Genomic DNA, 25857 nt, shown 5'->3' on the forward strand with positions numbered 1-25857 from the left:
TCGACGATGACCGAACAGCACACACCCCCGCTCATCTCCCGCCGCGGCATCCTGCAGGGCGCACTCGCGCTCGGCGCCGGGATGCTGGCAGCACCCGCCGTCGGAATCGGCGCCGCCGCCCCGGCATCCGCCGCCGGTCCGCTCACCGTCACCAGGCTGAAGGTGCTCGCCGGCACGCAGAGTCCCGTGCAATACGGGATCGGGGCGACCGATCTCGGCATCCCGGCCAGGACGCCCGACGGGCGGCTGCTGTTCGTCTTCGGTGACACGTGGGCCGATCACGTCGGGGGTGCGAACTGGCGGTCGCCGGTCGGCCTCTACTCGTCGACCACGAACCTCGCCGCCGGGGTCGTGTTCAACGGCTCTGCAGGCGCCGGTGCGAACACGCAGGGTGTGGCGCCGCAGTTCTGGTACTACCCGCACGACGCGTATTTCACGACGGTCATCCCCTCGGATGTCATCACCATCGGCTCGCGCATGTATCTGCACGCGATCGTGAACGGGCCCCAGTTCGGCGCGGTCCGCTGGACCGAGCTGTGGAAGTCCGACGACAACGGCGCGACCTGGCAGCACACCGGGCTGCAGTTCGCCGCCGACATGGCCGGCGGCAAGTTCCAGTGCATCACGTGGGGCCTCGGCAACGACGGATACGTGTACATCTACGGCACCGGGTTCCAGCGCGACAAGGGCATCGTGCTCTACCGCGTGCCGTCGAACAACATGACCACCCTGTCGGCCTACCAGCCGTGGGGCTTCGCGAACGGCTCGTGGGGGTGGGGCAAGCCGGTGACGGAGATCCTGCCCGGAGGCTTCGGCGAGATGTGTCTGCGGCCGCTCGGAGGCAAGTGGATCCTCACCTGGTTCAACGCGGCCGCGTACCGGATCGACGCCATGGTGCTGAACACGCCGACAGACAACCTCTACACCGCCGCGAAGACGACGCTGCTCACGGGCGCCGAATGGGGGCAGGAGGACGCGTCACACGTCGCCCAGCTCTACGGCGGGTACATCATCCCCGGGTCGACACTGTCGGACCTGCACCTCAGCGTCAGCCAGTGGAACACCGGCAACAACAGCGTCTACCACTCGGAGCAGTTCCGCGTGCAGGGACTCGTGTAGGCGGAGCGCGTCCGAGACGGGAAGGGGATGCTGCGGCGGAGCTGCCGCAGCATCCCGCCCTCTCAGTCCTACGGGGCGCGCGGGGGAGTGGCGCCGATGTCAGGCACCGGCGCAGTTCCTAGATGCACCTCCAGGTCGTCGGCCGAAGGAGTCCGCGGCCTCCGGGCGGCGGGGCGGTCGAGGTAGAACATCGCGGTCGAGGCGATGTCGTCGCGGAGGGGCAGGTAGCGCCATCCGCTCCGCCAGCCGAGCGCCTGGATGTCGACCTTCGGGATGCCGGTGGCGAAGTGGATCGGGTCGAGCAGGTGCCACCGGTACATGCCGAAGCGCTGCTGGCTGACGTAGAGGCCGTCGGGTCGGATGATCTGCGGCATCCCGAGGTACGGTGTCGAGAACGCGGTGTATCCCTGGCCGGGGATGTCGAAGTTCCAGGCGCCGCCGAAGTAGTCCTCTGTGCCGGTGCCCGCGATCGTCGGATAGTCGGTGTCGTCGTCGAGGTAGAACTTGATCTCGCCCTCGCCCCACCAGCCGTTGGAGTTCACGCCCCACGCGATGTAGGTGCCGACGTACTGCCCCTGCCCCTCGATGCCCTCGAGGATCACGTGCGGGGTGAGCTCCTCCAGCGGGTTCGACCGGCGCCACTGCGCGTGGAAGTACGCGTCGTTCGAGTAGTCGCCGCCGATCTCGTACGTGATCTGGAAGTAGATGCGCACATCGACGACGGAGGTGTTCTCGATCGTGAGCCGCGCGCCGTCGCGGAACGGCATCGGCCAGTAGGAGTTGAAACCGCCGTGCGGGTTCGCGGCGATGGTCTGCGAGTTCACCTGCGCGAACACGCCCCAGCCGTTGCAGAAGAAGTCGCCGTACGGCACCTCGACCGCGGGCTCCTCCGAGCCGTCCCAGTAGGCACGCAGCAGCAGGGTGCGCCAGTTGTCGGTGTGGGTCGTGATCCAGATGTGCGTGATCTTGCCCGCACCCTCGATGTTCGCGAGATCGAAGGTCTCGCCGGCCTTGACGTCGACGCTCGGCGAGATCTTCCAGCCGGGGCCGAGGTCACGGGCGCACGACGCCCCCGTGCCCTCGGTCGCCCGGCCTCCGCCTCCAGCGGATCCGTCGAAGTTCTCGGGGGAGATCGATCGTGTCTGCACGGATCGCAGCGCTGCGATCGTCGCGAGGTCAGAGGATGCGTAAGTCATGGGCGTCAATGTAATCGATTTCAGTGCTGAGCACCAGGGAGCGGTGCTCGCACGCTACTGTTGCTGGAGATCCGGCGCGGCCGGACGCAGCTAAGAGGTTCGAATGGCCACCATCTACGACGTCGCGGAACTCGCCGGAGTGTCTCCCGCCACCGTTTCGCGCGTCTTCAACGGCACGAGCGTGTCGGAGGACAAGGTGGCCGCGGTGCGCGACGCGGCGGCGAAACTGAGTTTCACGCCCAATCGGACGGCCCGCTCTCTGCGCCGGCAGAGCTCCGAGGTCATCGCACTGGTGATTCCCGACATCGAGAACCCGTACTTCACCGAGATGGCCCGCGGCGTCGAGGATGTCGCGTCCGAGGCGGGCTACTCGGTCGTGCTCTGCAACTCCGACTCCCAGGTCGAGAAGGAGGCCACGTACCTGCGCATCGCGATCGCCGAGCACATGTCGGGGGTCATCATCGCGACCGCTGACGAGAGCACGAATCTCGACGCGATCCTCGCCACCGGACGCCCCGTGGTGGCGGTTGATCGCAGCACGGCCTACGACATCGACGGGGTCGTGATGGCGAACCGCGCCGCCGGGACGTCGGCCGCGAAAGATCTGCTGGATGCCGGATACCGCCGAATCGCGTACATCGGCGGCCCAGAGCACATCGACACCGCTGCCGACCGCGCGGCCGGGTGGCGGGCGGCGCTGACCAGGGCGCAGCCGGACCTCGACGTCGACGAACTCGCTCGCTTCGCTTCCTTCCGGGTCGAGGGAGGCCGCGAGGCGATGGAGGAATTGCTCGCCCTGCCCGAGCCGCCGGATGCCGTCGTCGCCGGCAACAACCTCATCGGCGTCGGCGCGATCCAGGTGCTGACGGAGCGTGGCCTCACGCCGCCGCGCGTGGGGGTCGCGGTGATCGGCTCACTGCCGTTCACGACTCTGTCGCCGAGCGCGGTGACCGTCGTGCGGCTGCCTGCTCGGCACATGGGCGTGACCGCGGCGCGGATGCTGCTCGAGCGCATCGGCGGCGACACGCAGCCCTCCCGCACCGTGGTGCTTCGCAACGAGATCCAGCCCGCCAGGGCAGCACGGGTCTGACCTCGCCGGCTACCTGCTGCCGTCCGACCGCTGCGACTTCGGCTACTGCGACTTCCAGAACCGCGTCGCCAGATTGGTGAGCTCGGTGTCGAGGTCGTCGACCTTCGACTCGACCCGCGTGAGACGGCTCTCGATGACGTCCAACCGTCCGTTCACCTCGCCTCGAAACCCGTTGAGCTCCCCGCGGAATCCGCCCAGCTCCCCCAGCATCTCGCTGCGGAGGCCGCCGACCTCGGCGCGGATCACCCGGCTGAACTGCGTGGTCATGAGGGTCATGCCGCCGAGCATCATCGCGGCGAACACGCCGATGACGGTCCAGGTCTGGGGTTCGGTCATGTCCATGGCTCCATTCTGCGAGTGAAAGCCCAGGTTGTCACGGTATTCCGGTCGCTCGTCGCGCCGACCACCCCCTTCGCCGTGACGTGTGGACGACGCGATGACGACCCTTCGTCGTGCAGCAAGGCTCGATCCGCGCCGCGCCCGGCGTGCCAGAGTTCCGGTAAACATCCGATCTTCGTCTTGCGTGTTGAAATCGATTTCGCGTACAGTTGCGAGAGATTTCAGAATCGACGGCTCGGGTTTCAAGGAGGACGCCATGCGCTGCACCCTCGGGGTGGACATCGGCACATCCAGCAGCAAGGGCGTGCTGGTGGATGCCGAGGGCGCGATCGTCGCCACCGCGACCCGGTCGCACGAGGTCTCCCGCCCCCGCGCCGGGTGGGTCGAGATGGACGGCGACGTGTGGTGGGACGAGTTCGTCGCGATCACTCGGGAGCTCCTCTCCGCGACTCAGGATGCCGAGATCGTCGGCGTCGGCGCCAGCGGCATGGGGCCCTGCATCCTCCTCGCTGACGACGACGATCGCCCGGTCCGCCCGGCGATCCTCTACGGTGTCGATACCCGCGCGACGGCGCAGATCGAGCGGATGACGGCCGAGCTGGGCGAGTCCGAGATCACGCGTATCGGCGGATCGACGCTGACCTCGCAGGCCGGGGGGCCGAAGCTCGCCTGGGTCGCGGAAGAGGAACCGGATTCCTGGCAGCGCGCCCGCCGCGTGTACATGCCGGCCTCGTGGCTCGCCCGACGCCTCACCGGCGCCTACGTTCTCGACCACCAGTCCGCGAGTCAGATGTCGCCGTTGTACGAGATCGACCGCGAGGTGTGGCACGACGACTGGTGGCAGCGGTACGCGTCGTCGATCGAGCAGCCGCCGCTGCTGTGGGCGGGCGACGTCGCAGGCACCGTCACGCGAGCTGCCGCGGTGGCCACCGGCATCCCCGAGGGCACCCCCGTGATCGCCGGGACCGTCGACGCATGGACCGAGGCCGTCAGCGTCGGCGCGCACGAGCGCGGCGATCTCATGCTCATGTACGGGACGACGATGTTCCTCATCGCCACGGGCGAGGAGACGCTGCGCACGCCCTCGATGTGGACCACGGCCGGGGCGTTCGACGGCACGAAGAACCTCGCCGGCGGGCTCTCGACATCCGGTGCGCTCACGGCCTGGCTGAAGGGCCTGACCGGCGCGGACTACCCGCTGCTGCTCGCCGAGGCGACCGAATCCGGTGCCGGGGCCCGAGGACTGTTGATGCTCCCCTACTTCGCGGGGGAGCGCACGCCCATCCAGGATCCGGACGCCCGGGGGGTCATCGCCGGGCTCACGCTCGCCCACACCCGCGGCGACCTCTACCGCGCGGCCCTCGAGGCGACCGCCCTCGGCGTACGGCACAACGTCGAGACGATGCGCGCCGCCGGGGCCGACATCCGCCGCATCGTCGCGGTCGGGGGCGGCACGCAGGGCCGGCTCTGGCTGCAGATCGTCTCCGACGTCACGGGTCTCGTGCAGGAGGTGCCGGCGACGACGATCGGCGCGAGCTACGGCGCGGCCTTCCTCGCCGCTGTCTCCACCGCCGACGGCCCGATGCCGGAGATCGCGGCGTGGAACCCCGTGACCGAGACCATCCGCCCCGACGACTCGCTGCGCGAGGTGTACGACAGGCTGTTCGACCGCTACACCCGCCTGTATCGCGATACGGCGAACGTCGTCCACGAGCTCGCCGCCGGGCAGAGGGGAGCAGTCGCATGACCCGCCGTGCCCGCGGCATCCCGCACACCTCGCAGGCCACCGCCTTCCCGCTCGGCGGCATCGGCACGGGCAACGTCTCGATCGGTGCGCGCGGGGAACTCCGCGACTGGGAGCTCGAGAACCTTCCCGACAAGGGGCGCCGCAACCCGCATTCGTTCTTCGCCATCCACGCAGCACCCGAGGGCGGCGCCGCCGTCACGCGGGTGCTCGAGGCGCGCCTCACCGGTCGCCACGACGCCGATGCCGGGTACGCGTTCGACCAGCTCGCCGGTCTCCCCCGCCTCGATGGAGCGACGCTGCACGGGGAGTATCCGGTCGTCGATGTGGACTTCACCGACGACACGTTGCCCGTCGATGTGTCGTTGCACGCCTTCACCCCGCTCGTGCCGCTCGATGCCGACGAGTCGGGCATCCCCGCCGCCGTGCTGCGCTACCGGGTGACGAACCCGGGGCCGGTGCCGGTCGTCGTGACCGTCGTCGGCAGCGTCTCGCACACCGCCGGACGCGGGGCGCCGGGGCCCGACGCCCCGTGGGGCATGCGCGGCACACAGCGGGTGCGCTGGCGCGACGAGGCGGGGGTGCGCGGGCTCGACTTCGACATCGATCTCCCGGGCGACGACCCCGGGTACGGCACGCTGAGCCTCACCACCACCGACGAGTCCACGACCGTCAAGCCGCAGTGGGTCACGAGCTACTGGCCCGACGGCGCGCGCCTGTTCTGGGACGACCTCGCCGCCGACGGCCTGTTGCAGCCGGAGCCGCGGCTGACGCTCGAGGATCGACCCCGCGGGCTGTTCGCCGAGATGGATGCCGACCCCGACGTCACTCCGCTCACCGAGGAGCAGATGCTCGCGAAGCTGCCCCGTCTGCGCACCGGATCGCTGGGGATCGTGCACACGCTGGAACCCGGCGAGACCCGCGACTTCGAGTTCGTGCTCGCGTGGAGCTTCCCGAACCGCCGCAGCGGCTGGCACGGGCACATCGTGTTCGCCGACCCTGCAGACGGCATCATCCGCAACCACTACGCGACGCTCTGGCCCGACGCGTGGAGCGCCGCCGCGCACCTGCACGCCGAGCTCCCCGCCCTGGAGCGGGCGACGGTTGCCTTCGTCGAGGCGCTCTACGGCGGCAGCCTCGATCCTGTTCTGGCCGACGCGGTCGGCGCGAACATCGCCGCCGCTCGGTCGACGACGTGCTTCGTCGTCGAGTCCCCGCATCCGGATCTCGACGAGGGCCCGGTGTTCGCGGCCTGGGAGGGCTCGTTCGACCACGCGGGCTCCTGCGAGGGCACCTGCACACACGTCTGGTCGTACGCGCAGACCCTGGCGTGGCTGTTCCCTTCGCTCGAGCGCAGCGCCCGCCGGGTCGAGTATCTGCTCGAGACCGATGACGCCGGGGCGCAGAAGTTCCGCGGCAATCGCGTGCTGGGCGGGCCGTCGTGGTTCATGAGCCCCGCGGTCGACGGCCAGCTCGGGACCTTCCTGCGTCTGCACCGGGAGTGGCGGTTCAGCGGCGACGACGAGTTCCTGAACGAGCTCTGGCCCGCCGCCGCCCGCACGCTCGACTATGCCGCGAGGGAGTGGGATCGAGACGGCGACGACCTGCTCGACGGCGAGATGCACAACACGTACGACATCGAGTTCCACGGCGCGGAACCGCTGGCCAACGGCGTCCATCTGGCGGCGCTGCGAGCGGGTGCGCGTATGGCCGAGCACCTCGGCGACGCGGAGCGCGCTGCGCAGTGGTCCGAGCGCGCCGACCGCGTGGCGATCGCGATGGACGACGTCCTGTGGAACGGCGAGTACTACCGGCAGGTGATCGACGACGTCGATGCGCACCGCTATCAGTACGGCGAGGGCGTGCTGTCGGACCAGCTGCTCGGCCAGTTCCACGCCTTCGTCAACGGGCTCGGACACATCCTTCCCGCCGCGCGCGTCGACTCCGCGCTGGGCGCGATCGTCGCCCACAATCTCTGCGACGACCTCTCGACGCAGGAGAGCACGCAGCGCGTGTACGCGCTGAACGACGAGGGCGGACTGCTGCTCGCGACCTGGCCGCGCGGCGGTCGGCCGACGATCCCGTTCGTCTACTCCGACGAGGTGTGGACGGGGATCGAGCACCAGGTCGCCGCCTCGCTGCTGTTCGCCGGGCGCCCAGACGACGCTCTCCGGATCGAGCGCACCCTGCGCGCGCGCTACGACGGCACTCACCGCAACCCGTGGAACGAGATCGAATGCGGCAACCACTACGCGCGCTCGCTCGCGTCGTGGGCGCTTCTGCTCGGAGCGAGCGGCGCCCAGTGGGACGCTCCGACGAAGACGCTGTCGTTCGCACCGGCGGGCGGACGCTCCTTCAGCGGACTCTTCACCACCGGCACGGGATGGGGGCGCGTCCAGATCGACGACGCCTCCCTCACGCTCCACGTCGAGGGCGGACGGCTCGACGTCGCCGCCCTCGGGCTGCGCGACCGCGTCGTCGCCGGCCCGATCCGACTCAAAGCGGGGGAGTCGCATCGCGCCGAACTCACGCCCCCGTCCGCCCGCACCACCACCAGCACCACCACCAGCACGAGCAGCACCCGCACCACCGGAGAGGCATCATGACCACCTACACCCTGCCGGCACCGGCATCCCGCCCGGCATCCGCCCCGAAGACCGCGTACCTCATCGCCTCCGGCGATCTGCGCGAGTCGGCGAACACCGCCGGCTGGCCGACCCAGGTCGAGCTCGAAGCCGGCGTCACCGGCGTGCTGGAAGAACTGGGTTGGACGGTGATCCGGGCGAACGAGGTCGACCCTGAGACGGGCCACGGCTTCATTTCGAGCCAGCGCATGGGCCTCGAGGTGTTCAAGAACATCCCCGTGGACGCGCCTCTCATCGTCGCCGAGGCCGTCTGGCAGTACTCGCACCACGTGCTGGCGGGGCTCCGCACGCATCAGGGGCCGATCCTCACGGTCGCGAATTTCGCCGGGGACTGGCCCGGTCTCGTCGGTCTGCTCGGCCTGAACGCGGGCCTGACCAAGATGGACAAGCCGTACTCGACGACCTGGTCGGTTGACTTCACCGATGACTGGTTCCGCGACGGCATCCGCGAGTGGACCGAGACCGGCACCATCACCCACGACGCCTCGCACGTGCGCGCGCTCCCCGAGCTGCCCGACAGCCCCGAGAAGCAGCTGGGTGAGGCGCTCGCCGCCGAACTGCTCGCGGAGAAGGCCATCATCGGCGTCTTCGACGAGGGCTGCATGGGCATGTACAACGCCATCTTCGACGACGAGCTGCTCAACAAGACCGGCATCTACAAGGAGCGCCTGTCGCAGTCGGCGCTGTACGCCGAGATGCTGCGGGTGACGGATGCCGAGGCCGACGCCGCGTACGACTGGCTCATCGACCACGGCATGACCTTCCGGTACGGCGACGACGCGGCGACCGAGCTCACCCGCGGGCAGGTGCAGTGGCAGCTGAAGATGTACATCGCCGCTCTCCGCATCGCCGACGACTTCGGCCTCGACGCGGTCGGCATCCAGTACCAGCAGGGCCTCAAGGACCTCGTGCCCGCCTCCGACCTCGCCGAGGGCATCCTGAACTCCACCGAGCGCCCGCCGGTCACGTCCCGCGACGGTTCGCGCGTGCTGCACGAGGGCCGCGCGTTCCCGCACTTCAACGAGGCCGACGAGGGGGTCGCGGTGGACGCGCTCGTGACCGACCGGGTGTGGCGCGCCATGGGGCTCGTGCCCGACAACACCCTGCACGACGTGCGCTGGGGCGAGGAGTACGACGGGCAGTTCGTGTGGGTCTACGAGATCTCGGGATCGGTGCCGGCCTCGCACCTCGGCGGATGGCAGAGCGCCGAGGGATGGCGGCAGGGCCACGTGTTCTTCCCGGCGGGCGGCGCCACCATCAACGGCGTCTCGAAGCCCGGCGAGGTCGTGCTGTCGCGGGTGTTCATCGCCGACGGCATCCTGCAGGCCGACATCTTCCGCGGCTCGGTGGTCGAGCTGCCCGAGGAGGAGACGCAGCGCCGCAAGAACGACACGAACCCGGAGTGGCCGATCGCGCATGTCGTGCTGCACGGCATCTCCCGCGACCAGTTCATGGCCCGTCACAAGGCCAATCACGCGCAGACCGTCTACGCCCCCGACGCCGAGACCGCCGACAAGGCGCTCGTCGCGAAGGCCGCGATGCTCGCGGGCATGGGCATCAAGGTGAACCTCGTCGGAGACGTGAACATCTGAGCCGACCGCGACGGATCGGAACGGCGGGAGGGGCGGATGCTGCGGCATCCGCCCCTCTTTCGACGCTGCCACTTAAGCGATATAGTCATCGGCACGCCGCACTGACGCGGCGTGAGATCGACAAAGACGCCGAAGGAGAAGCTCCACCATGAGTCAGCCGAACCCCCGTCATTCCCTGATCCGCAGATGCCTCGCCGCGTCCGCCGCGCTCGCGATCGCCGCCGTCGGCGGCGTCGCCGCCTCGTCGGCCGCAGCGGACGAGGCTGCCGACACCGACGCGAAACTCGCGGTCTACGTCGAAGTGAACTCGAACGATTTAGCGAACGTCGCCGACTACCAGCTCGCCGATTCGGGCGCCCCGGCGGTCGACCTCGCGATGATCTTCGCCGCCAACATCAACTACGACGGCCAGAAGGCCTACCTGCACTTCAACGAGCGCGTCACCGAGACGCTGCAGGATGCCGGGAACCAGATCCGCCCGCTGCAGGAGCAGGGCACGAAGGTGCTGCTGTCGGTGCTCGGCAACCACCAGGGCGCGGGCTTCGCCAACTTCTCGACCTACGCCGAGGCCGACGCGTTCGCGGCGCAGCTCGCCGACGCCGTCACGACCTACGGCCTCGACGGCATCGACTTCGACGACGAGTGGAGCCAGTACGGCGCGAACGGCACGCCGCAGCCCAACGCCCAGTCGTTCGGGTGGGTGGCCTCGGCCCTGCGTGACCGTCTCGGACCCGACAAGCTCATCACGCTGTACGCGATCGGTCCGTCGTACACGACGACCGACTTCAGCGCCTTCGACGTCAGCGCGACGCTCGACTACGCGTGGAACCCGTACTACCCGACCTACGACGCCCCCACGGTGCCCGGCCTCGACGACCGCTCGCGCATCGGCGCCGCAGCCGTCGACCTCTCGACCGTGAGCGCGGCGACCGCGACGGACTTCGCTCAGCGCACCGCCGCCGACGGGTACGGCGTCTACGTCGCGTACAACCTCACCGCGACCAACCAGGCGTCTCTGCTCTCGGGCATCACCGAGGCGATCAAGGGCGAGGCGACGGTGTACGCCCCGCAGTGAGCGGGAGTCGGGGCCGTCAGCCCAGATCGAAGAGCTCGAGCTGACGCACCGTGACCTCGGCCTCCGCCCGCACGCGGAGCGCCGAGGTCACGGTGCGTCCGGCGAGGGTGAAGGGCGTCGTGCGGTCGGCGGGCATCTCGACCGGGGCGGTGACGTCGATCCGCTCCCAGCCGCTCGTCGTCTCGGCCTCCCACATGAGCGCGGTCGAGGATGCCGCGGCGACCGTCGTGACCGAGACGTCGCTGACCGCCCGGGCCTCGCCGAACCGCCATCCGATCCACTCGCCCGGCTCCAAACGGATCCCGTCGGCGCCGGCGGAGTCGCCGTCATCGAATGCGCGCTCCGGGCAGCGAACGCCGTCCGACGCGATCGGTGCTCCGCCGCTCGCCGTCAGGTCGGGGCGCCACGGCGCAGCATCCGTCTCCGTGATCTCTCCGAGCCAGCGCTCCGGATCCTCGCCGAACACGAGATCGAGCACGACGTCGGCGGACCCGGATCCCACCAGGGCGTCGACGGGCAGCTCGGCCGTCGTGAGCGCCGTGTCGTTCAGGCGCGCCTCGTACAGAACGCGTGCCGTGGGCGAGCTCCGACGTGAGCGGATGCTCAACGTCGAGCCGTTCCCGCGGTCGATGCGGACGTCGTCGAGCAGTGGCGACCCGATCCGCAGGACCCCCGACGCGAGTTCGAGCGGGTAGAGCCCGAGCGCGGCCCACAGCCACCAGGCGCTCATCTCGCCGTTGTCCTCGTCGCCGGGGAAGCCCTGACCGATGTGCGCGCCGGCGAACAGGCGCCCGGCGAGCTCGTGCGCGATCCCGCCCGCGCGCCACGGCTGATCCGTGAACGCGTACATGTACGGGATGTGATGCGCGGGCTGATTCGAGATCCCGCACATGCCCGCGCGCAGGGCCCTGGCCTCTCGCTGCTCATGGATGACCGTGCCGTACGCGCCGCCGAAGCGCTCGTCCGCGGTCTCGGGCTCGGCGAACAGCGCATCGAGGTGCTGCCGCAGCCCGGCCCGGCCGCCGTAGAGGTCGGCGAGCCCGTCGCCGTCGTGCACGGCGCCGACCGACATGCCCCACGCGTTGGTCTCGACGTTATCGCCGCCCCAGGTGCGCGGGTCGAAGGGCTCGGGCGAGAACGATCCGCGGTCGTCGCGGCCGCGGAAGAACCGCGTCTCCGGGTCGAACAGCGAGCGGTGCGACCGCGCGCGGTTCGCGAAGTACCTGGCGAAGGCGCGATAGCGCGCGGCATCCGTCGTCGAGGTCTGCGGGTCGGACGCGAGCTGCGCGGCGAACCGCCCGAGGGCGGCGTCGCTGACGGCGTTCTCGATGCTCCAGCTCATGCCCTCCGGCACGGCGGAGGAGATGTGCCCGGCGAAGCGTCCGCGCGCGATGCCCTTCCGTCCGCGACGCGCGTCGGGACCCGGCTCGCAGGCGTTGCGCCAGCCGCTCTCGAACGCCTCCCGCCGATCGAAGGCCACGCCCCAGCGCGCGGCATCCGCGAAGATCTGATCGCTCGACGTGCCCACCATGCTGTCGACGTACCCGGGCGCGCTCCACCGCGCCATCCAACCTCCGCGGCGGTACTGCGCGAGCTGGCCGTCGAGCAACCGCCCCGCGAGCGCCGGGTCGAACAGGGCGAGGGCCGGCCACTCCGTGCGATACGTGTCCCAGTAGCCGTTGTTGACGACGAGCTCGCCCTCGACGAAAGGCGCGCTCGTGCGCGTGTCGCCGAACGGCTGCCGCTGCCCGAAGACGTCGGCGAAGACGGAAGCCGGAGAGCCGGGCGACCCGGTGTCCTCGGCCGCGGTGTTCGGGTACAGGTGCATGCGGTACAGGGCGGCGGCCAGCCGGGCTCTGTTCTCCGCATCGGCGAGTGCGCGATACGGCGCCTCGGCCTCGGGCAGCGGCGGGATCGTCACGCGCCCGAGCAGACGGTTCCAGGATGCCGCGGCGTCGGCGCACAGCTCGTCGAATACGGTCGAGCTGTCGAGTTCGAGGGCGAGACTGCGCTCGGCCTGCTCGATCGACAGGAACGACACGGCCACCCGCACCTCGAGCGATCCGCGGCCGGCGACGAAGCCCGCGACCCGTCCGCGACCGGCGTCGTCGAGGCCCCCGCGCTCGGCCGCGCCCTCGATCACCCGTCCGGCGAAGTAGCAGCGCGGGGCGTTTCCCCAGTCCTCGGAGCCCTCGGGGATCCAGCCCGTGAAGCCGTCGGCATCCGTCCAGTCGAGGCGACCTTCGTCGGTGAGCTGGTCGATCACGAAGCCCACGCGCTCGTCGGCGTCGTCGCTGCGCACGCGGAACGCCGCGCCGTGCACGGTCGCCGTGAGCTCGGCGCGGATGCGCCCGCCGTGCCCGTCGTCGAGCTCGACGGCATACTCGTGCGGCCGCGCGCGCTCCGATCCGGCCACGATCCAGCGGCGCCGCGCGGCGTGCTCTGACGCCGGGGCGCCGGAGAACGGCATGAGCTGCAGCACCGAGCGGTCGCCGATCCACGGGCTGGGCTGGTGCGAGAACTGCAGCGCCTCCAGGCGGCGGCCCGGCGGGTCGTCGTGCACGAACGGGCGGTACGGCCAGCGCGCGTCGGCGGCGTCAGTCGCCGGCGTCACGAACGTGAACCCGTGCGGGCGCGCCACGGCCGGGATCGTGTTGCCGCGCGAGAACCGCGCACCCGAGTGCGTGCCGCGACGCGTGTCGACCCGTTCGACCGGAGGGAGATCGGATGCCGCGGCGACACGCTCCTCGATCAGGACCTGCACGTATCCGGCCACCCGAACGGGCCGCCCGTCGACGCCGACCAGCGATTCCGCGCCGAGCACGACCTCGACCACGCCGCGCCCTCCGGCGAGCGGGCCGAGTGAGACGGTATCGGCGTTCCACTGCTCCGGCATGCTCCACCGAGCGGCGAACTGCGCCTCCGCCGTGACCGCGAAGCCGTAGCGGTCGCGCACCGCGGGGTCGTCGGCGAGGCGGCTGCCGTCGTCGAGCCGCACGTCGACCGACACGGCGAGCGCGGCGTGCGGTGCGAGCGCGGCATCCGGGCCATCGGCGTAGAAGGCCCAGTGCAGCACCGTGTCGTCGGTGATCTCGACCTGATCGACCCCGGGGACGACGAGGCGCTGCGCGCCCGCGGCCGGGTCGAAGGAGAACGCGAAGACCGGTCCGGCGAGCACCCCCGACAGCGGGCGCGACGACGGCGGATCCATCGGGCCGCGGGCCGGGACGAGCTGCGCGGAGCTCACCCCTTGACCGCCCCCTCCTGCACGCCCTTGAAGAAGAAGCGCTGCGTGAACGAGAACATGATGACGATGGGAACGAGCGCGATCATGGTGCCGGCGGCGATGAGCCGCGGGTCGACGGAGAAGCTGCTGTTCAGGTAGGCCATGCCGACCGTGAGCGTGTACTTCGCCGGATCGGAGAGCACGATGAGGGGCCAGAGGTAGTCGTCCCACGCGCCGATGAACGCGAAGATCGCGACCACCGAGACCATGCCGCGGATGTTCGGCCACACGATGTGGCGGATGCGCTGCCAGGTCGTGGCCCCGTCGACCGTCGCAGCGTCGAGCACGTCCTTCGGGATCATGCGGCACGCGGTCGCCACGAGCAGCACGTTCATGGCGCTGATGGCCCCGGGGAGGAACACACCCCACAGGGTGTCGGCGAGGCCGAGGGCGCGGATCGTGAGGAAGTTGCTCGTCACCGTGACCTCACCGGGGAAGAGCAGGGTCGACAGCAGGATGGCCATGACGATCCACTTGCCGCGGAACCGCATGCACCCGAGCGCGTAGCCGGCGAAGGTCGCCAGCACGACGTTGCTGAGGACCGTGCCCACCGACACCAGCAGCGAGTGCCAGGCGTAGAGGTACACCGGCACGATGTCCGCGACCGTCGCGTAGTTGCCGAGCGTCGGCTCGCGGGGGATCAGGTTCGGCGGGAAGGAGTAGATGTTCTCCTGCGGACCCTTGAACGAGGTCGACAGCTGCCAGATGAACGGGCCGATCACGAGGAACAGCACGAGCACGAGCAGCGCGTACCGGCCGATGAGTCCGCCGAGGGTCGGCTTGCTGAAGTCGCCCGAGCCGCGGCGGCGGAAGATGCGCTCGCGCGACGGGGGAGCGGCGTCGTCCGCCGGGCGCTCGTCTTCGGTGCGGGGGCGGGTCAGGATGCTCATGCGGAGACCTTCGCCTTCTTCTCGCGATTCATGAAGGCGATCGCGGCGAGCGGGATGAGGGTGAGGAGGAACAGGGCGACGCTGATCGCGGAGGCGTAGCCGATGTTGCCGTTGAGACCCGATCCGACCTGGCGGATCAGCATCACGAGCGAGATGTCGTAGCCGCCCGGGCCGCCGGTGCTCTTCGACAGCACGTCGAGCTCGGCGAAGACCCGCATGGCCGAGACGGCGATCAGCACCGAGATGAGCAGCATCGCGCCGCGCACCGAGGGGATCGTGACCGACAGGAACCGGCGGAAGGATCCGGCGCCGTCGAGCATCGCCGCCTCGTGCAGCTCCTTGCCGACGTTGCCGAGGGCGGCGAGGTAGACGACCATGTAGTACCCGAGGCCCTTCCACACCGTGAGCAGGATGGCGCAGCCGAGCAGCAGCCAGCGGTCGACGAGGAACGCCACCGGCTTGTCGACGACGCCCAGGAACTCGAGCGTCTGGTTGATGATGCCGCGGCTGTCGAACAGCCAGGTCCAGATCAGGGCGACGACCACGACGGATGCGATCACCGGGAAGTAGAAGGTGGTGCGGAAGAACGAGATGCCCGGCAGCTTCTTCTGCACGAGCAGAGCCAGCAGCAACGGCAGGATCGTGAGCAGCGGCACGCACACCACCACGTAGATGAGGCACGTGGTGAGGGCGTTCCAGAACATCTCGTCGCCGAACATGCGCTCGTAGTTCGCGCCGCCGACGAACTCGGGCGTGCGCAGCGGTTTGGCGTCGGTGAAGCTCAGGACGACGGTGTTGAGGAACGGCCAGAGCGCGAACACCAGCACCCAGATCACAGCGGGGGCGAGCAGGAGCCACGGCGTGAACCACCGGTGCGAGGTGATTCCGCCTACCCGTTTCCGGATGCCGGTGTCCGCGGCCATGCTTACTGGTCCACCCGGTTCGCGTTGGCGTACTCGACGATCTTGTCGAGCTGCGTCTTCGGGTCGGCTTCGCCGTTGATGGCGAGCGCGATCTGCTGCGTCATGTACGTGGCCATGTCGGACGTCCACTGGAACGGGATCGCCTTGGCATCCTGCATCGCGGTGAACACCGTGTCGATCGCGGCGAGCTGCTTCGGGTCGGTGACCGACGACGAGATGTTCTCGACCACGGTGTCACCGCCCGAGGCGGTGCCGGGCGCGGTGCCGACGGCGAGCGACGAGAACGCGATCTGGTTCTCCTCGTTCGTGACGAACTCGGCGAACGCGAGGGCCGCCGACTTGTTGTCGGAATCGGCCGAGACGTTCAGCCCCTGCACGTACAGGGGAGGGATGCCGAGGCGCGGCGTCGCGACCGTGTTCTCGAGGAGCGCCGGGGCGTCCTTCTGCAGGTCGGTGGTGAAGCCGGTGCCGCCGGTGGTGAAGGCGACCTTCTCCTGGATGTAGGCCTCGGCGTTCCCGCCGTAGTCGCCGGTCAGGGCCTCCGCGGGCATCGCTCCCGCGGCGTACGCGTCGGCGTAGGCCTGGATGATCTCGGCGGCCTCGTCGGTGTTGAAGACGAACTCGCCCTCGTCGTCGATGACCTCCATGCCCGCCGAGGTGAACGTGTCGAGCGCGGGGATCGACGACAGCAGCTGCACCTTGCCGCCCGACTCCGATGCGACGTCCTTCGCGAGGGTGAGGAGTTCGTCGACCGTGGTGGGCAGGGTGTCCTCCGTGACGCCGTAGGGGGCGAGCTGCGCGAGGTTCCACCAGGAGGCGTCGCTGGAGAGGTACCAGGGGAGGCCGTAGGTGCCGTCGACGCCCGGATACTGGCTGTACGACTCCCACGCGCCGGTGTTGTAGGCGTCCTTCAGGTCGGCATCCGCCTCGTCGACATCGAGGAGCTTGCCGGCGGCGACGAGGGGATACGCGATGTCCGGCGGCAGGTTCAGCACGTCGGGCAGGGTGTCGGCGTTGGCCTGGCTGAGGATCTTCTCCTGGTAGCCGTCTCCCGGCTGGTCGAGCCACTCGACGGTGACATCGGGGTGCTCCTCCTCGAACGCGTCGATGACGTCCTCGAAGTACGGGGTGAACTTCTCGTTCTTGAGCGACCAGGTCTGGAACTGGATGGTTCCGCTCAGTTCGCCGGACGTGTCGATGGGGCCGGAATCGCTCGCGCCGCCCCCGCCTCCCGTGCAACTCGTCAGCGCCAGGACGCCGATGCTGAAGGCTGCCACCGTGGCAATGCGTGTCGGAACTCTCATCGTGCTTCTTCCTCGAGGCGGGCGATAGGGCGCGCGTCCGGTCATCGGACTACAGCGCTTTAGCAGATGAAACCATCCGAAACCGCGCGTGTCAAGGCTCGCTCTGGCGGTCGCAGGCGGTTGATCAGGCGATGGTATGCGCGATGTTGCTCAAGCGTTATAGTGGTCCGATCCCGTCCTCGCCGGAGGACACCGTCGGAAAGGTCCGGATACATGACGCAGCGCGGCGCACTCGATGCTCCCCTGAGATTCGGGGCGAACTACACGCCGTCGAAGGACTGGATGCACTCCTGGCTGGACTTCACCCCTGACGACGTGCGCCGCGACTTCGCCGCACTCGCCGAGCTCGGGCTCGACCACGTCCGCGTGTTCCCGCTGTGGACGGTGCTGCAGCCGAACCGCACGTTCATCCGCAGCAAGGCCGTCGACGACGTGCGGGCGATGGTCGACATCGCCGCGGAGTTCGGGATGGACGCCAGCGTCGACGTCATCCAGGGCCACCTGTCGAGCTTCGACTTCGTGCCGTCGTGGCTGTTCACATGGCATGACAAGAACATGTTCACCGATGCCAGGGCGCTCGACGGCCAGGTCGCGCTCGTCGACCGCCTGGGTCGTGCGCTCGGCGACGCCCCGAACTTCCTCGGTCTGACGCTCGGCAACGAGGTCAACCAGTTCTCCGCGCACACGCATCCGTCCCCGTGGCCGGTGACGCAGGACGAGGCGGGCGGATGGATCTCGGCGCTGCTGTCGGCCGCCGAGGAGGCGGCCCCCGGCCTGCCGCACGTGCACAGCGAGTACGACGCCGTCTGGTACATGGACGGGCACGGCTTCACGCCCGCGCATGCGTCGCGTCTCGGCGCGATGACCACCATCCACTCCTGGATCTTCAACGGCACCGCGCAGCGGTATGGTGGGCGCTCCGTCGCCTCCGACCGGCACGCGGAGTACCTCATCGAGCTCTCCCGTGCGTTCGCGACCGACCGCGATCGACCGATCTGGCTGCAGGAGGTCGGGGCGCCCTCGAACTGCCTGTCCGACGACGAGATGCCCGGGTTCCTCGAGGCGACAGTGCGCTCGGCGGCGCGCACCGAGAACCTGTGGGGCATCACCTGGTGGTGCTCGCACGACGTGAGCCGCGAGCTCGGCGACTTCCCCGAGCTGGAGTACTCGCTCGGACTCGTCGACCAGGCGGGCGCGGCAAAGCCGATCGGCCGCCGCCTCGCCGAGCTCATTCCCGAGCTGCGCCGGCGCACCGCGACTCCGGTGCGCGACACCGCGATCGTCGTCGAGGTCGACGAGCAGGAGGTGCCGGTGAGCCGGGCCGCCCTCAGCCCCGGTGGCGCGGTGTTCCAGGCGTGGGTGGATGCCTGCACGAGCGGACTCGACCCCGCTCTGGTCACGTCGATCGACGCACTCGATGCGGCGGCGCTCGATGCCCGCGGCATCCGGCATCTCATCCGTCCCGATCTCGCCGCGAGCGAGGTGGAGCGCTACGGATCGGTGAACACCGTCGTGCAGGCCTGAGCCGGGACCGCGCGGCTCTGGCTCAGCCGGCGGCAGAGGGCGGCGCGGTGCTCTCGCGCACCGTGAGCGTCGGCGTCGGTCCCTCGACGCTCGGCAGGTTCGCGCCCGCCTCGATCTGCTGCAGCAGCAGGGTGGCGGCTCGTTCGCCGAGCTCGAAGGTGTCACGCGTCATCGCGGTGATCGAGGGGTTGATGAGGCCGGCGATGACGGAGTCGTCGAACGACGCGAGCGAAACGTCGCGCGGCACGTGGCGGCCCATCTCCTGGGCCACCCTGAGTCCGGCCACGGCCATGACGTCGTTGTCGTACACGATCGCGGTCGGACGCTGTCGACCGGCGAGCAGCGTGCGGGTCACGGCCGAGGACCGGGCGGGCGAGAAATCGGTCGTGATGACATCGCCCGTGACCCCGTCGCCGGTCATGCGCTCGAGCACCTCTGCACGCAGCCGCGTGTGCTCGAGCTCGGCGGGCCCCGCCACGTAGGCGATGCGCTCGTGACCCAGCGCGGCGAGATAGGAGAACAGGGCGTCGGCCACGGCGTCGTCGCCGATCCACACGCTGGGCACGGCGCCTTGGGGCGAGGGCTTCGAGCCGATCATGACGGCGCGGGCGTCGAGAGCGGTGATGCGCTCGCCGCGGGGATCATCGTCGCGCGGGTCGATGAGGATGATGCCGTCGACCTGATTGGACGAGCGCCACTGCCGGTGCACCTCCATCTCCTCCGCGATGCCGCTGACGAGCCGCAGCTGCAGACTGACCTTGCTCTCGGAGAGCCGCGATTCGATGCCCGCGATGAGGTCGGTGAAGAACGCCTCCGAGCCGAGGGAGCGGGCGGGGCGCGCGAGGGCGAAGCCGACCGTGTTGGCGCGGGCGCCGACGAGGGCGCGCGCGGCGGAGCTGGGCTGCCAGCCGTTCTCCTCGACGATCGTCAGGATGCGCTGCCGCGTCTCCTCGCTCACGCCAGGACGGCCGTTGAGGGCGAACGAGACGGCACCGGGCGAGACGCCGGCCATGCGCGCGATATCGGCGATGGTGACGCGTTTCGCCGGGCTCATAGTCCCTCACCCTACTTGATCGGTTTAGCCCGCAGAAAGACGCGACGACACCGGCAGAGCGTGGATGCTAGATCGCTTTAGTAAATCCGATAGCATCGTCGAACGGCACCGTATTCCCCCTCGCCGTCCCCCGCCCCTCTCACCGTCGAGCTCGGAGACTGACCCATGCATGACGACACCTCGCTCACCGTCGGCCGCGTCAAGCGCGTCCTGGAAGAGCGGATCCGCCCCGCCGTCCACTCGGCATCCGTGCCGCTGGAGGTCGCGCTGCACGAGCTGCCGGGCGAGCCGATCGCCCCGACCGAGGGACTCGCCCTCGACTTCGAACCGGCCGCGGTCGGCGAGATGTGGGGCCCGGCCTGGGGCACCACCTGGTTCCGCCTCACGGGCAGCGTGCCTGCCGAGTGGGCCGGCCGCCGCGTCGAGGCAGCGATCGACCTCGGCTTCGACATCAACATGCCCGGCTTCCAGTGCGAGGCGCTCGTCTACCGCCCCGACGGCTCGCCCGTGAAGAGCATCAACCCGCGCAACCAGTGGGTCCCGATCGCGCAGACCGCCCGGGGCGACGAGCCCGTGGAGCTGTACCTCGAGGCGGCCGCGAACCCCGTGCTCCTCGACTACCACCCCTTCCTACCCACGCAGGAGGGCGATGTCCGCACCTCCTCGAAGGAGCGGCTGTACCGCTCCCGGCGGATGGACCTCGCCGTCTTCGAGCAGGAGGTCTTCGACGTGTCCCTCGACCTCGAGGTCCTGTACGAGCTGCAGGCCGAGCTCGCGCCGACGTCGCCGCGCCGCATGCGCATCCTGCAGGCGATGGATGACGCGCTCGACGTGCTCGACCTGCAGCGCATCGCCGAGACGGCATCCGACGCCCGTGCCCGTCTCGCCGACGTCCTCGCCGCGCCGGCCGAGGCGAGTGCGCACCAGATCTCGGCGATCGGCCACGCGCACATCGACTCCGCCTGGCTGTGGCCGGTGCGCGAGACGATCCGCAAGGTCGCCCGCACGACCTCATCGATGACCTCGCTGATCGAGGAGCAGCCCGACTTCCAATACGGCATGTCGAGCGCGCAGCAGTACGCGTGGCTCAAGCAGCACCGCCCCGAGGTGTGGGAGCGCGTCAAGGCCGCCGTCGCCGACGGACGCTTCCTGCCGCTCGGCGGTATGTGGGTCGAGTCCGACACCGTGATGCCCACGGGCGAGTCGCTCGTGCGTCAGTTCTCGTACGGCCAGCGGTTCTTCGAGCGCGAGTTCGGCATCCGCTCGAAGGGCGTCTGGCTGCCCGACAGCTTCGGATACTCGCCCGCACTGCCGCAGCTCATGCGCCGCGCCGGGTTCGAGTGGTTCTTCACGCAGAAGATCTCGTGGAACCAGCAGAACGTCTTCCCGCACCACTCCTTCCTGTGGGAGGGCATCGACGGCTCGCGGATGTTCACGCACTTCCCGTCGATGGACACCTACAACTCGCAGCTGAGCGGCATGGAGGTCGCGAAGGCCGCGCGCCAGTTCAAGGAGAACCGCGTCTCGTCGCGGTCGATCGCCCCGGTGGGCTGGGGCGACGGCGGTGGCGGCACCACGCGCGAGATGACCGGCAAGGCCGAGCGCCTGCGCGACCTCGAGGGCAGCGCGCGCGTCGAGTGGGAGCATCCTGACTCCTTCTTCGAGAAGGCGCGCGCCGAGATCGCGAACCCCGCGGTCTGGGTCGGCGAGCTCTACCTCGAGCTGCACCGCGGAACGCTCACGAGCCAGCACGCGACGAAGGCGCTGCACCGCTGGGCGGAGCACGCGCTCGTCGAGGCGGAGCTGTGGGCGGCGACGGATGCCGTGCGCACCGGCGCCGCGTACCCGAAGGCTGAGATCGACCGGCTGTGGGAGACGGTGCTGCTGCACGAGTTCCACGACATCCTTCCCGGCACCTCGATCGCCTGGGTGCACCGTGAGGCCGTCGAGGTGCTGACCGGCGTGCTGTCGGATGCGCAGGACATCGCGGATGCCGCCCGGCGGTCGCTCGCGGGCGACGGCGACCGCGAGCTGCGGTTCACGCCGTCATCGGTCGGCGCAGGCGCGGGTCGCGCGCTCGGCGCGGCCTGGGTCTCCGAAGCGGTGGACCCCACCGTATCGCTCAGCGAGGAGGCCGGCGGGTGGCGCCTGGAGAACGATCTCGTGTCGGTGCTCGTGTCGGGTGAGGGCCTGATCGTGTCGGCCGTCGACAAGGCCACCGGTCGGGAGGCCGTCGCCGAGGGGCGCGCCGCGAACCTGTTCCAGCTGCACCAGGACTTCCCGAACATGTGGGACGCCTGGGACATCGACCGCTACTACCGCAACAGCGTCACCGACCTGACCGGGGCGGCCTCGATCTCGGCATCCGTCGTCGACGGCGCAGCCGTGGTGCGGGTGGTGCGCGAGTTCTCGCAGTCGCGCATCGAGCAGACGATCGTGCTGCCGCAGGGCTCGCGCACCGTGCACCTGCGCAACGACGTCGACTGGCACGAGACCGAGAAGCTGCTGAAGCTCGCGTTCCCGCTCGATGTGCAGGCCTCGCACACCGAGGCCGAGACGCAGTTCGGCTACCAGGCGCGCGTCACCCACACGAACACCAGCTGGGAGGCCGCGAAGTTCGAGGCCTCCATGCACCGCTTCCTGCTCGTGCGCGAGCAGGACTTCGGCGTCGCGCTCGTCAACGACTCGATCTACGGCTACGACACGTCGCGCGACGTCGAGGGTGACGCCGTCACGACGACCGTGCGTCTGTCGCTGCTGCGCGCACCGCGGTTCCCCGACCCCGACACCGACCACGGGCATCACGAGATCGAGATCGGTTTCGTGATCGGAGCGGATGCCGCGATCGCTACCGCCGAGGGCATCGCGCTGAACGCGCCCGCGACGGTCGTGCGCGGTGCGCGTGAGGTCGAGCCGCTCGTGTCGGTGCACGGCGAGGGCATCGTCGTCTCCGGCGTCAAGCTCGCCGACGACGGATCGGGCGATGTGATCGTGCGGCTGTACGAGGCGCTCGGGCGCCGTGCGGTCGGCTCGCTGGCCGTCGGGTTCGAGCACTCGGAGATCCGCGAGGTCTCGCTCATCGAGGATCCGCTGGACGACGCCCGCGTGGGTGGCGAGCTGTCACTGCGGCCGTTCGAGGTGCGGACGCTGCGCATCACGCGCTGAGGTTCTATCCCGTACGCGCGCGGGACCTTCCCGCGCGCGTGCGCGACGGGCTGTTGTGGCGACCGCCTCACGGGAGGACGATGGCGGCATGGCGACCATCGACGACGTGCGAGCGATCGCGCTCGCGCTGCCCGGAGTGACCGAGCGGGTAGGCGGCCACACCGGGGAGCCGGCGTGGCGACTGTCAAGCGGGCAGATCGCGTGGATCCGCGGTCCCCGCGCGACCGACCTGCGGCAGCTCGCCGCGCTCGGTGCCGCGTGGCCGGAGGGTCCGGTGCTCGCCGTGCGGGTCGGCAGCCAGGAGGAGAAGGAGGCGCTGCTCGCGGCCGAACCAGGCATCCTCTTCTCGATCCCGCATTTCGACGGGTATTCGGGACTGCTCGTGAAGCTGGACGTGATCGGTCGCGACCGTCTCGCGGAGCTCATCGCCGACGCCTGGCTCGTGCGAGCCCCCGTGCTCGTCGCGAAGCGGTGGCTCGACGAGCGCGGACTCGCCTAGCGCGGGATGCTCCTGCGCCAGGGTTTCATCGCGGGTCGTTGAGCGAGCGGAGCGAGACGAAACGTTGTCCTCGGTCGTTGAGCGAGCGGAGCGAGTCGAAACGCGGTGAGGTTCCTGGTGCGCCGCCGTCGTCTTTCTTCCCTATTCCGTGGTGTTCCGGTGTTCTGGAATGTCTTTCTGATCTGGCCTGTTTATGGTGGTTTCCGGCCGGTGAATGTCGGTGGTCGTGGGTTGGATAGGGGTATGTCCCATCCCGCCGAGATGCTTGCTCGGGTCGTGTCCGACCTGGATGCGGTGCTGTCCGACTCCGCCCTTGCGGGGTTGTCGGATGTGGACCGGGTGCGGGTGTTGCAGGTGGCGGGTGCGGTCGCGCGGCGGGTGGATGCGGTGGTGGTGGAGACTCTCGGGTCGACGAATCCGACGGATCTCGCCCACGGGGCGGTGTCGGAGTGCGCAGGAGCTGGTGCAGCGCACGCTGCTCGTCGACGGGCCGGGTGCGGGGCGGGTGGTGAAGGCGGTAGGGGTGGTGCGGCGGGAGTCGAGCCTGGTGTCGGGGGAGTGGTTGCCGGCCCGGTGGCCGGGGGTGCGAGACGCGCTGTTGGACGGGGTGATCGGGGTCGCGGGGGTGCTCGCGGCGACGGGCCCGGTGGAGCGGATCCATGACCGGATCGGGGCGGAGGAGAGACTGGCAGCGGACGCGTTCCTCGCCGACACCGCCCGCGGGATTCTTGATCACGACGCGGGTGATGATGCCAGCGACGATCCGGCGGATGACGTTGTTGGTTCGGACGTGGCAGGTAGGGGTAGGTCCGGTCCGGGGGTGATGCCGGAGGATCTGGGGCGGATCGCGCAGCAGATCGCGGTGGTGTTGGACCCGGACGGGCCCGAGCTGGATGATCAGTACGCCCTGCAGCGTCGCGGGGTGACGATCGGGCGCCTGCACCAGGGCCTTCACCGGATCACCGGGCATCTCCTCCCCGACGCCGCAGCGCAACTGCAGACGGTCCTGGATGCCATGCTGAACCCGAAAGTCGACGGCCCACCCCACCCGACCGGCGTGCGATTCGCGCCCTCCGCGGACGACGACCGAAACGGTTCGTGCGGTGTCGGAGGTGACCCCGTCACGATCGACCTAGCCGTAACCGAACCGGATTCGTGGAGTGCGGATCCGCGGGCGGTGATCGATCCCCGCACCCACGCACAGAAACGTCATGATGCGTTCGCGGCGGCGTTAGGGATCGCGGCCCGACACCAGGACATGCCCTCCCTGGGCGGGGCAGCGCCGACCCTCGTTGTGACGGTCGATGCGAAAGACTTGGCCGCGAACACGGGCAGGGCGCGTCTGCCCGGTTCGGATGCGACGATCCCGACCGCCGCGGCGGTGCACACGGCGTGTTCGGGGGTGATCCAGCGGGTGGTGGTCGATGAGGGGCGGATCGTGGGGATCACGGTCACCGACCGGGTGTTCACGGTGCATCAGCGGCGGGCGATCATCGCCCGCGACACCGAGTGCCTCATTCCGGGCTGTCACGTGCCGGCGGCATGGTGTGAGATCCACCACGTCACCGAACACGCCCAGGGTGGGCCGACCTCGACCGACAACGGGGTGCCGTTGTGCTGGTGGCACCACCGCTCCCTCGACTCCTCCGGGTGGGAGATCCGCATGAACAACGGTGTCCCCCAAGTCCGCGGACCCGCCTGGTGGGACCCCACACACCACTGGCACACCCCCACCCACAGCGCCCCACCACTGGCCAGGTCGGCGTGATGATGTGCGAGGGGGTCTCAGGCCGGGCCGAGGCGAAGAACCTCCGGCGATTCGCCGCCGGTGAGCTCGTCCGCGACCCGCACGCTGCGCGCCAGGTCGTCGAGCACGCCGTCGAGTGTGCCGAACCGCTCTCGGTCACTGCAGACCGCGGTGACCGTGATGAGGTGAGTCCCCGTGTCCCACGTGTAGGTCGCGAACGGCGGGGTCGCGGGCGACGGCGGCATCGCGACGACGAGCTTCTCGCCTGCGCCCAGCCACCGGCTCGAGAACGACTGCGTGTCGTCGTAGTCCATCGGCATCGACGCACGGGCGATCCGAACGTCCGGGGTCAGCACCTGCACCGTCGCCATCGCGACGACGAGCTCAGGATCCGCCTTCCACGTCCACACGAGAACGCGGCCGTCCGCCCGGCGCATGAGCATCGGCGCCGCCTGACTCATCGCCCACGCCCCGAACCGGGATCCGGGTCGCTCCGTCGCCCCGAGGGCGGCGTTCGCCTGGCCGAGCAGCATCCTGATCGCGGCCTTGCGGTGGCGGCGCCCCTTCCACCCGAGAGAGTCGGTCACGGGGATCCACAGCTGCGGGTCGGCGTCGGCTGTCAGTCGCATGACACCACGGTACGGGGCGAACCTGTGCGGCACAGC

General features: G+C 69.8%; 18 protein-coding genes. 10 read left to right on the forward strand and 8 right to left on the reverse strand.

Translation table 11 applies throughout. The features are described 5' to 3' along the window. Positions 1-6 precede the first annotated feature (6 nt). Positions 7-1119, forward strand: coding sequence for a DUF4185 domain-containing protein (locus AUC47_RS05590; RefSeq protein WP_096714229.1), 1113 nt, complete (start codon positions 7-9; stop codon positions 1117-1119). Between the two features lie 68 nt (positions 1120-1187). Here the strand turns inward: AUC47_RS05590 and AUC47_RS05595 are convergent, their stop codons facing one another. Next, positions 1188-2315, reverse strand: coding sequence for a glycoside hydrolase family 172 protein (locus tag AUC47_RS05595; RefSeq protein ID WP_096714230.1), 1128 nt, complete (start codon positions 2313-2315; stop codon positions 1188-1190). A 103-nt stretch (positions 2316-2418) separates the two neighbouring features. Between AUC47_RS05595 and AUC47_RS05600 the strand changes: the two genes are divergently transcribed. Then, a complete protein-coding gene (locus tag AUC47_RS05600) occupies positions 2419-3405 on the forward strand; it encodes a LacI family DNA-binding transcriptional regulator (protein WP_096714231.1) in 987 nt (328 codons plus the stop codon). 42 nt (positions 3406-3447) lie between these two features. Here the strand turns inward: AUC47_RS05600 and AUC47_RS05605 are convergent, their stop codons facing one another. Continuing rightward, complete coding sequence (locus AUC47_RS05605; RefSeq protein ID WP_096714232.1) at positions 3448-3747, reverse strand: hypothetical protein; 300 nt, start codon at positions 3745-3747, stop codon at positions 3448-3450. A gap of 253 nt (positions 3748-4000) precedes the next feature. On the opposite strand from AUC47_RS05605, the gene AUC47_RS05610 reads away from it, so the two are divergent. From AUC47_RS05610 to AUC47_RS05625, 4 genes are all read left to right on the forward strand, one after another. Further along, positions 4001-5491: an FGGY-family carbohydrate kinase gene (locus tag AUC47_RS05610; protein ID WP_096714233.1), complete on the forward strand. Its 1491-nt coding sequence runs from the start codon at positions 4001-4003 to the stop codon at positions 5489-5491. Next, positions 5488-8094: a GH116 family glycosyl-hydrolase gene (locus AUC47_RS05615; RefSeq protein ID WP_096714234.1), complete on the forward strand. Its 2607-nt coding sequence runs from the start codon at positions 5488-5490 to the stop codon at positions 8092-8094. Before AUC47_RS05610 ends, AUC47_RS05615 begins: the two co-directional genes overlap by 4 nt. Further along, the gene (locus tag AUC47_RS05620; RefSeq protein ID WP_096714235.1) at positions 8091-9725 is read left to right on the forward strand and encodes a fucose isomerase; all 1635 of its coding nucleotides are present in this window, start codon (positions 8091-8093) and stop codon (positions 9723-9725) included. The genes AUC47_RS05615 and AUC47_RS05620 overlap by 4 nt, the downstream gene beginning before the upstream one ends. A gap of 148 nt (positions 9726-9873) precedes the next feature. After that, positions 9874-10800: an endo-beta-N-acetylglucosaminidase H gene (locus AUC47_RS05625; RefSeq protein ID WP_096714236.1), complete on the forward strand. Its 927-nt coding sequence runs from the start codon at positions 9874-9876 to the stop codon at positions 10798-10800. Positions 10801-10816: 16 nt separating this feature from the next. On the opposite strand, the gene AUC47_RS05630 is transcribed toward AUC47_RS05625, so the two are convergent. Genes AUC47_RS05630 through AUC47_RS05645 form a run of 4 tightly spaced genes read right to left on the reverse strand, consistent with a single transcriptional unit; the run spans position 10817 to position 17203 of the window. Continuing rightward, positions 10817-14047 carry a GH92 family glycosyl hydrolase gene (locus AUC47_RS05630; RefSeq protein WP_256999460.1) on the reverse strand — a complete coding sequence of 1077 codons (3231 nt, stop codon included), beginning with the start codon at positions 14045-14047 and terminating at the stop codon, positions 10817-10819. Then, on the reverse strand, positions 14044-14976 hold the full coding sequence (locus AUC47_RS05635; protein WP_096714237.1) for a carbohydrate ABC transporter permease: 933 nt from the start codon (positions 14974-14976) through the stop codon (positions 14044-14046). Before AUC47_RS05635 ends, AUC47_RS05630 begins: the two co-directional genes overlap by 4 nt. Next, positions 14973-15899, reverse strand: a complete 927-nt coding sequence (locus AUC47_RS05640; protein WP_096714238.1) for a carbohydrate ABC transporter permease — start codon at positions 15897-15899, stop codon at positions 14973-14975. Before AUC47_RS05640 ends, AUC47_RS05635 begins: the two co-directional genes overlap by 4 nt. A gap of 2 nt (positions 15900-15901) precedes the next feature. Further along, complete coding sequence (locus AUC47_RS05645; protein WP_179297531.1) at positions 15902-17203, reverse strand: ABC transporter substrate-binding protein; 1302 nt, start codon at positions 17201-17203, stop codon at positions 15902-15904. A gap of 213 nt (positions 17204-17416) precedes the next feature. On the opposite strand from AUC47_RS05645, the gene AUC47_RS05650 reads away from it, so the two are divergent. Next, the gene (locus tag AUC47_RS05650; RefSeq protein ID WP_096714240.1) at positions 17417-18727 is read left to right on the forward strand and encodes a glycoside hydrolase 5 family protein; all 1311 of its coding nucleotides are present in this window, start codon (positions 17417-17419) and stop codon (positions 18725-18727) included. 22 nt (positions 18728-18749) lie between these two features. On the opposite strand, the gene AUC47_RS05655 is transcribed toward AUC47_RS05650, so the two are convergent. After that, positions 18750-19781, reverse strand: a complete 1032-nt coding sequence (locus AUC47_RS05655) for a LacI family DNA-binding transcriptional regulator (protein ID WP_096714241.1) — start codon at positions 19779-19781, stop codon at positions 18750-18752. 165 nt (positions 19782-19946) lie between these two features. Between AUC47_RS05655 and AUC47_RS05660 the strand changes: the two genes are divergently transcribed. From AUC47_RS05660 to AUC47_RS05670, 3 genes are all read left to right on the forward strand, one after another. After that, positions 19947-22946, forward strand: a complete 3000-nt coding sequence (locus AUC47_RS05660) for an alpha-mannosidase (protein ID WP_096714242.1) — start codon at positions 19947-19949, stop codon at positions 22944-22946. 88 nt (positions 22947-23034) lie between these two features. Beyond that, positions 23035-23445 carry an MmcQ/YjbR family DNA-binding protein gene (locus tag AUC47_RS05665; protein WP_096714243.1) on the forward strand — a complete coding sequence of 137 codons (411 nt, stop codon included), beginning with the start codon at positions 23035-23037 and terminating at the stop codon, positions 23443-23445. 463 nt (positions 23446-23908) lie between these two features. Beyond that, a complete protein-coding gene (locus AUC47_RS05670) occupies positions 23909-25213 on the forward strand; it encodes an HNH endonuclease signature motif containing protein (protein WP_143740705.1) in 1305 nt (434 codons plus the stop codon). Between the two features lie 17 nt (positions 25214-25230). On the opposite strand, the gene AUC47_RS05675 is transcribed toward AUC47_RS05670, so the two are convergent. Next, positions 25231-25821 (reverse strand): hypothetical protein, encoded by a 591-nt coding sequence (locus tag AUC47_RS05675; RefSeq protein ID WP_096714257.1) that lies wholly within the window; start codon positions 25819-25821, stop codon positions 25231-25233. Positions 25822-25857: the final 36 nt, after the last annotated feature.

This window comes from Microbacterium sp. SZ1 (assembly GCF_002362255.1).
Lineage (GTDB): Bacteria > Actinomycetota > Actinomycetes > Actinomycetales > Microbacteriaceae > Microbacterium.

Bases quoted from the DNA above. Each gene is read 5' to 3' on its own strand.
- AUC47_RS05665 (WP_096714243.1), top strand. From the start codon at position 23,035: ATGGCGACCATCGACGACGTGCGAGCGATCGCGCTCGCGCTGCCCGGA.
- AUC47_RS05600 (WP_096714231.1), top strand. From the start codon at position 2,419: ATGGCCACCATCTACGACGTCGCGGAACTCGCCGGAGTGTCTCCCGCC.
- AUC47_RS05635 (WP_096714237.1), bottom strand. From the start codon at position 14,976: ATGAGCATCCTGACCCGCCCCCGCACCGAAGACGAGCGCCCGGCGGAC.
- AUC47_RS05645 (WP_179297531.1), bottom strand. From the start codon at position 17,203: ATGAGAGTTCCGACACGCATTGCCACGGTGGCAGCCTTCAGCATCGGC.
- AUC47_RS05605 (WP_096714232.1), bottom strand. From the start codon at position 3,747: ATGGACATGACCGAACCCCAGACCTGGACCGTCATCGGCGTGTTCGCC.
- AUC47_RS05595 (WP_096714230.1), bottom strand. From the start codon at position 2,315: ATGACTTACGCATCCTCTGACCTCGCGACGATCGCAGCGCTGCGATCC.
- AUC47_RS05620 (WP_096714235.1), top strand. From the start codon at position 8,091: ATGACCACCTACACCCTGCCGGCACCGGCATCCCGCCCGGCATCCGCC.
- AUC47_RS05610 (WP_096714233.1), top strand. From the start codon at position 4,001: ATGCGCTGCACCCTCGGGGTGGACATCGGCACATCCAGCAGCAAGGGC.
- AUC47_RS05590 (WP_096714229.1), top strand. From the start codon at position 7: ATGACCGAACAGCACACACCCCCGCTCATCTCCCGCCGCGGCATCCTG.
- AUC47_RS05650 (WP_096714240.1), top strand. From the start codon at position 17,417: ATGACGCAGCGCGGCGCACTCGATGCTCCCCTGAGATTCGGGGCGAAC.
- AUC47_RS05640 (WP_096714238.1), bottom strand. From the start codon at position 15,899: ATGGCCGCGGACACCGGCATCCGGAAACGGGTAGGCGGAATCACCTCG.
- AUC47_RS05660 (WP_096714242.1), top strand. From the start codon at position 19,947: ATGCATGACGACACCTCGCTCACCGTCGGCCGCGTCAAGCGCGTCCTG.
- AUC47_RS05615 (WP_096714234.1), top strand. From the start codon at position 5,488: ATGACCCGCCGTGCCCGCGGCATCCCGCACACCTCGCAGGCCACCGCC.
- AUC47_RS05675 (WP_096714257.1), bottom strand. From the start codon at position 25,821: ATGCGACTGACAGCCGACGCCGACCCGCAGCTGTGGATCCCCGTGACC.
- AUC47_RS05655 (WP_096714241.1), bottom strand. From the start codon at position 19,781: ATGAGCCCGGCGAAACGCGTCACCATCGCCGATATCGCGCGCATGGCC.
- AUC47_RS05625 (WP_096714236.1), top strand. From the start codon at position 9,874: ATGAGTCAGCCGAACCCCCGTCATTCCCTGATCCGCAGATGCCTCGCC.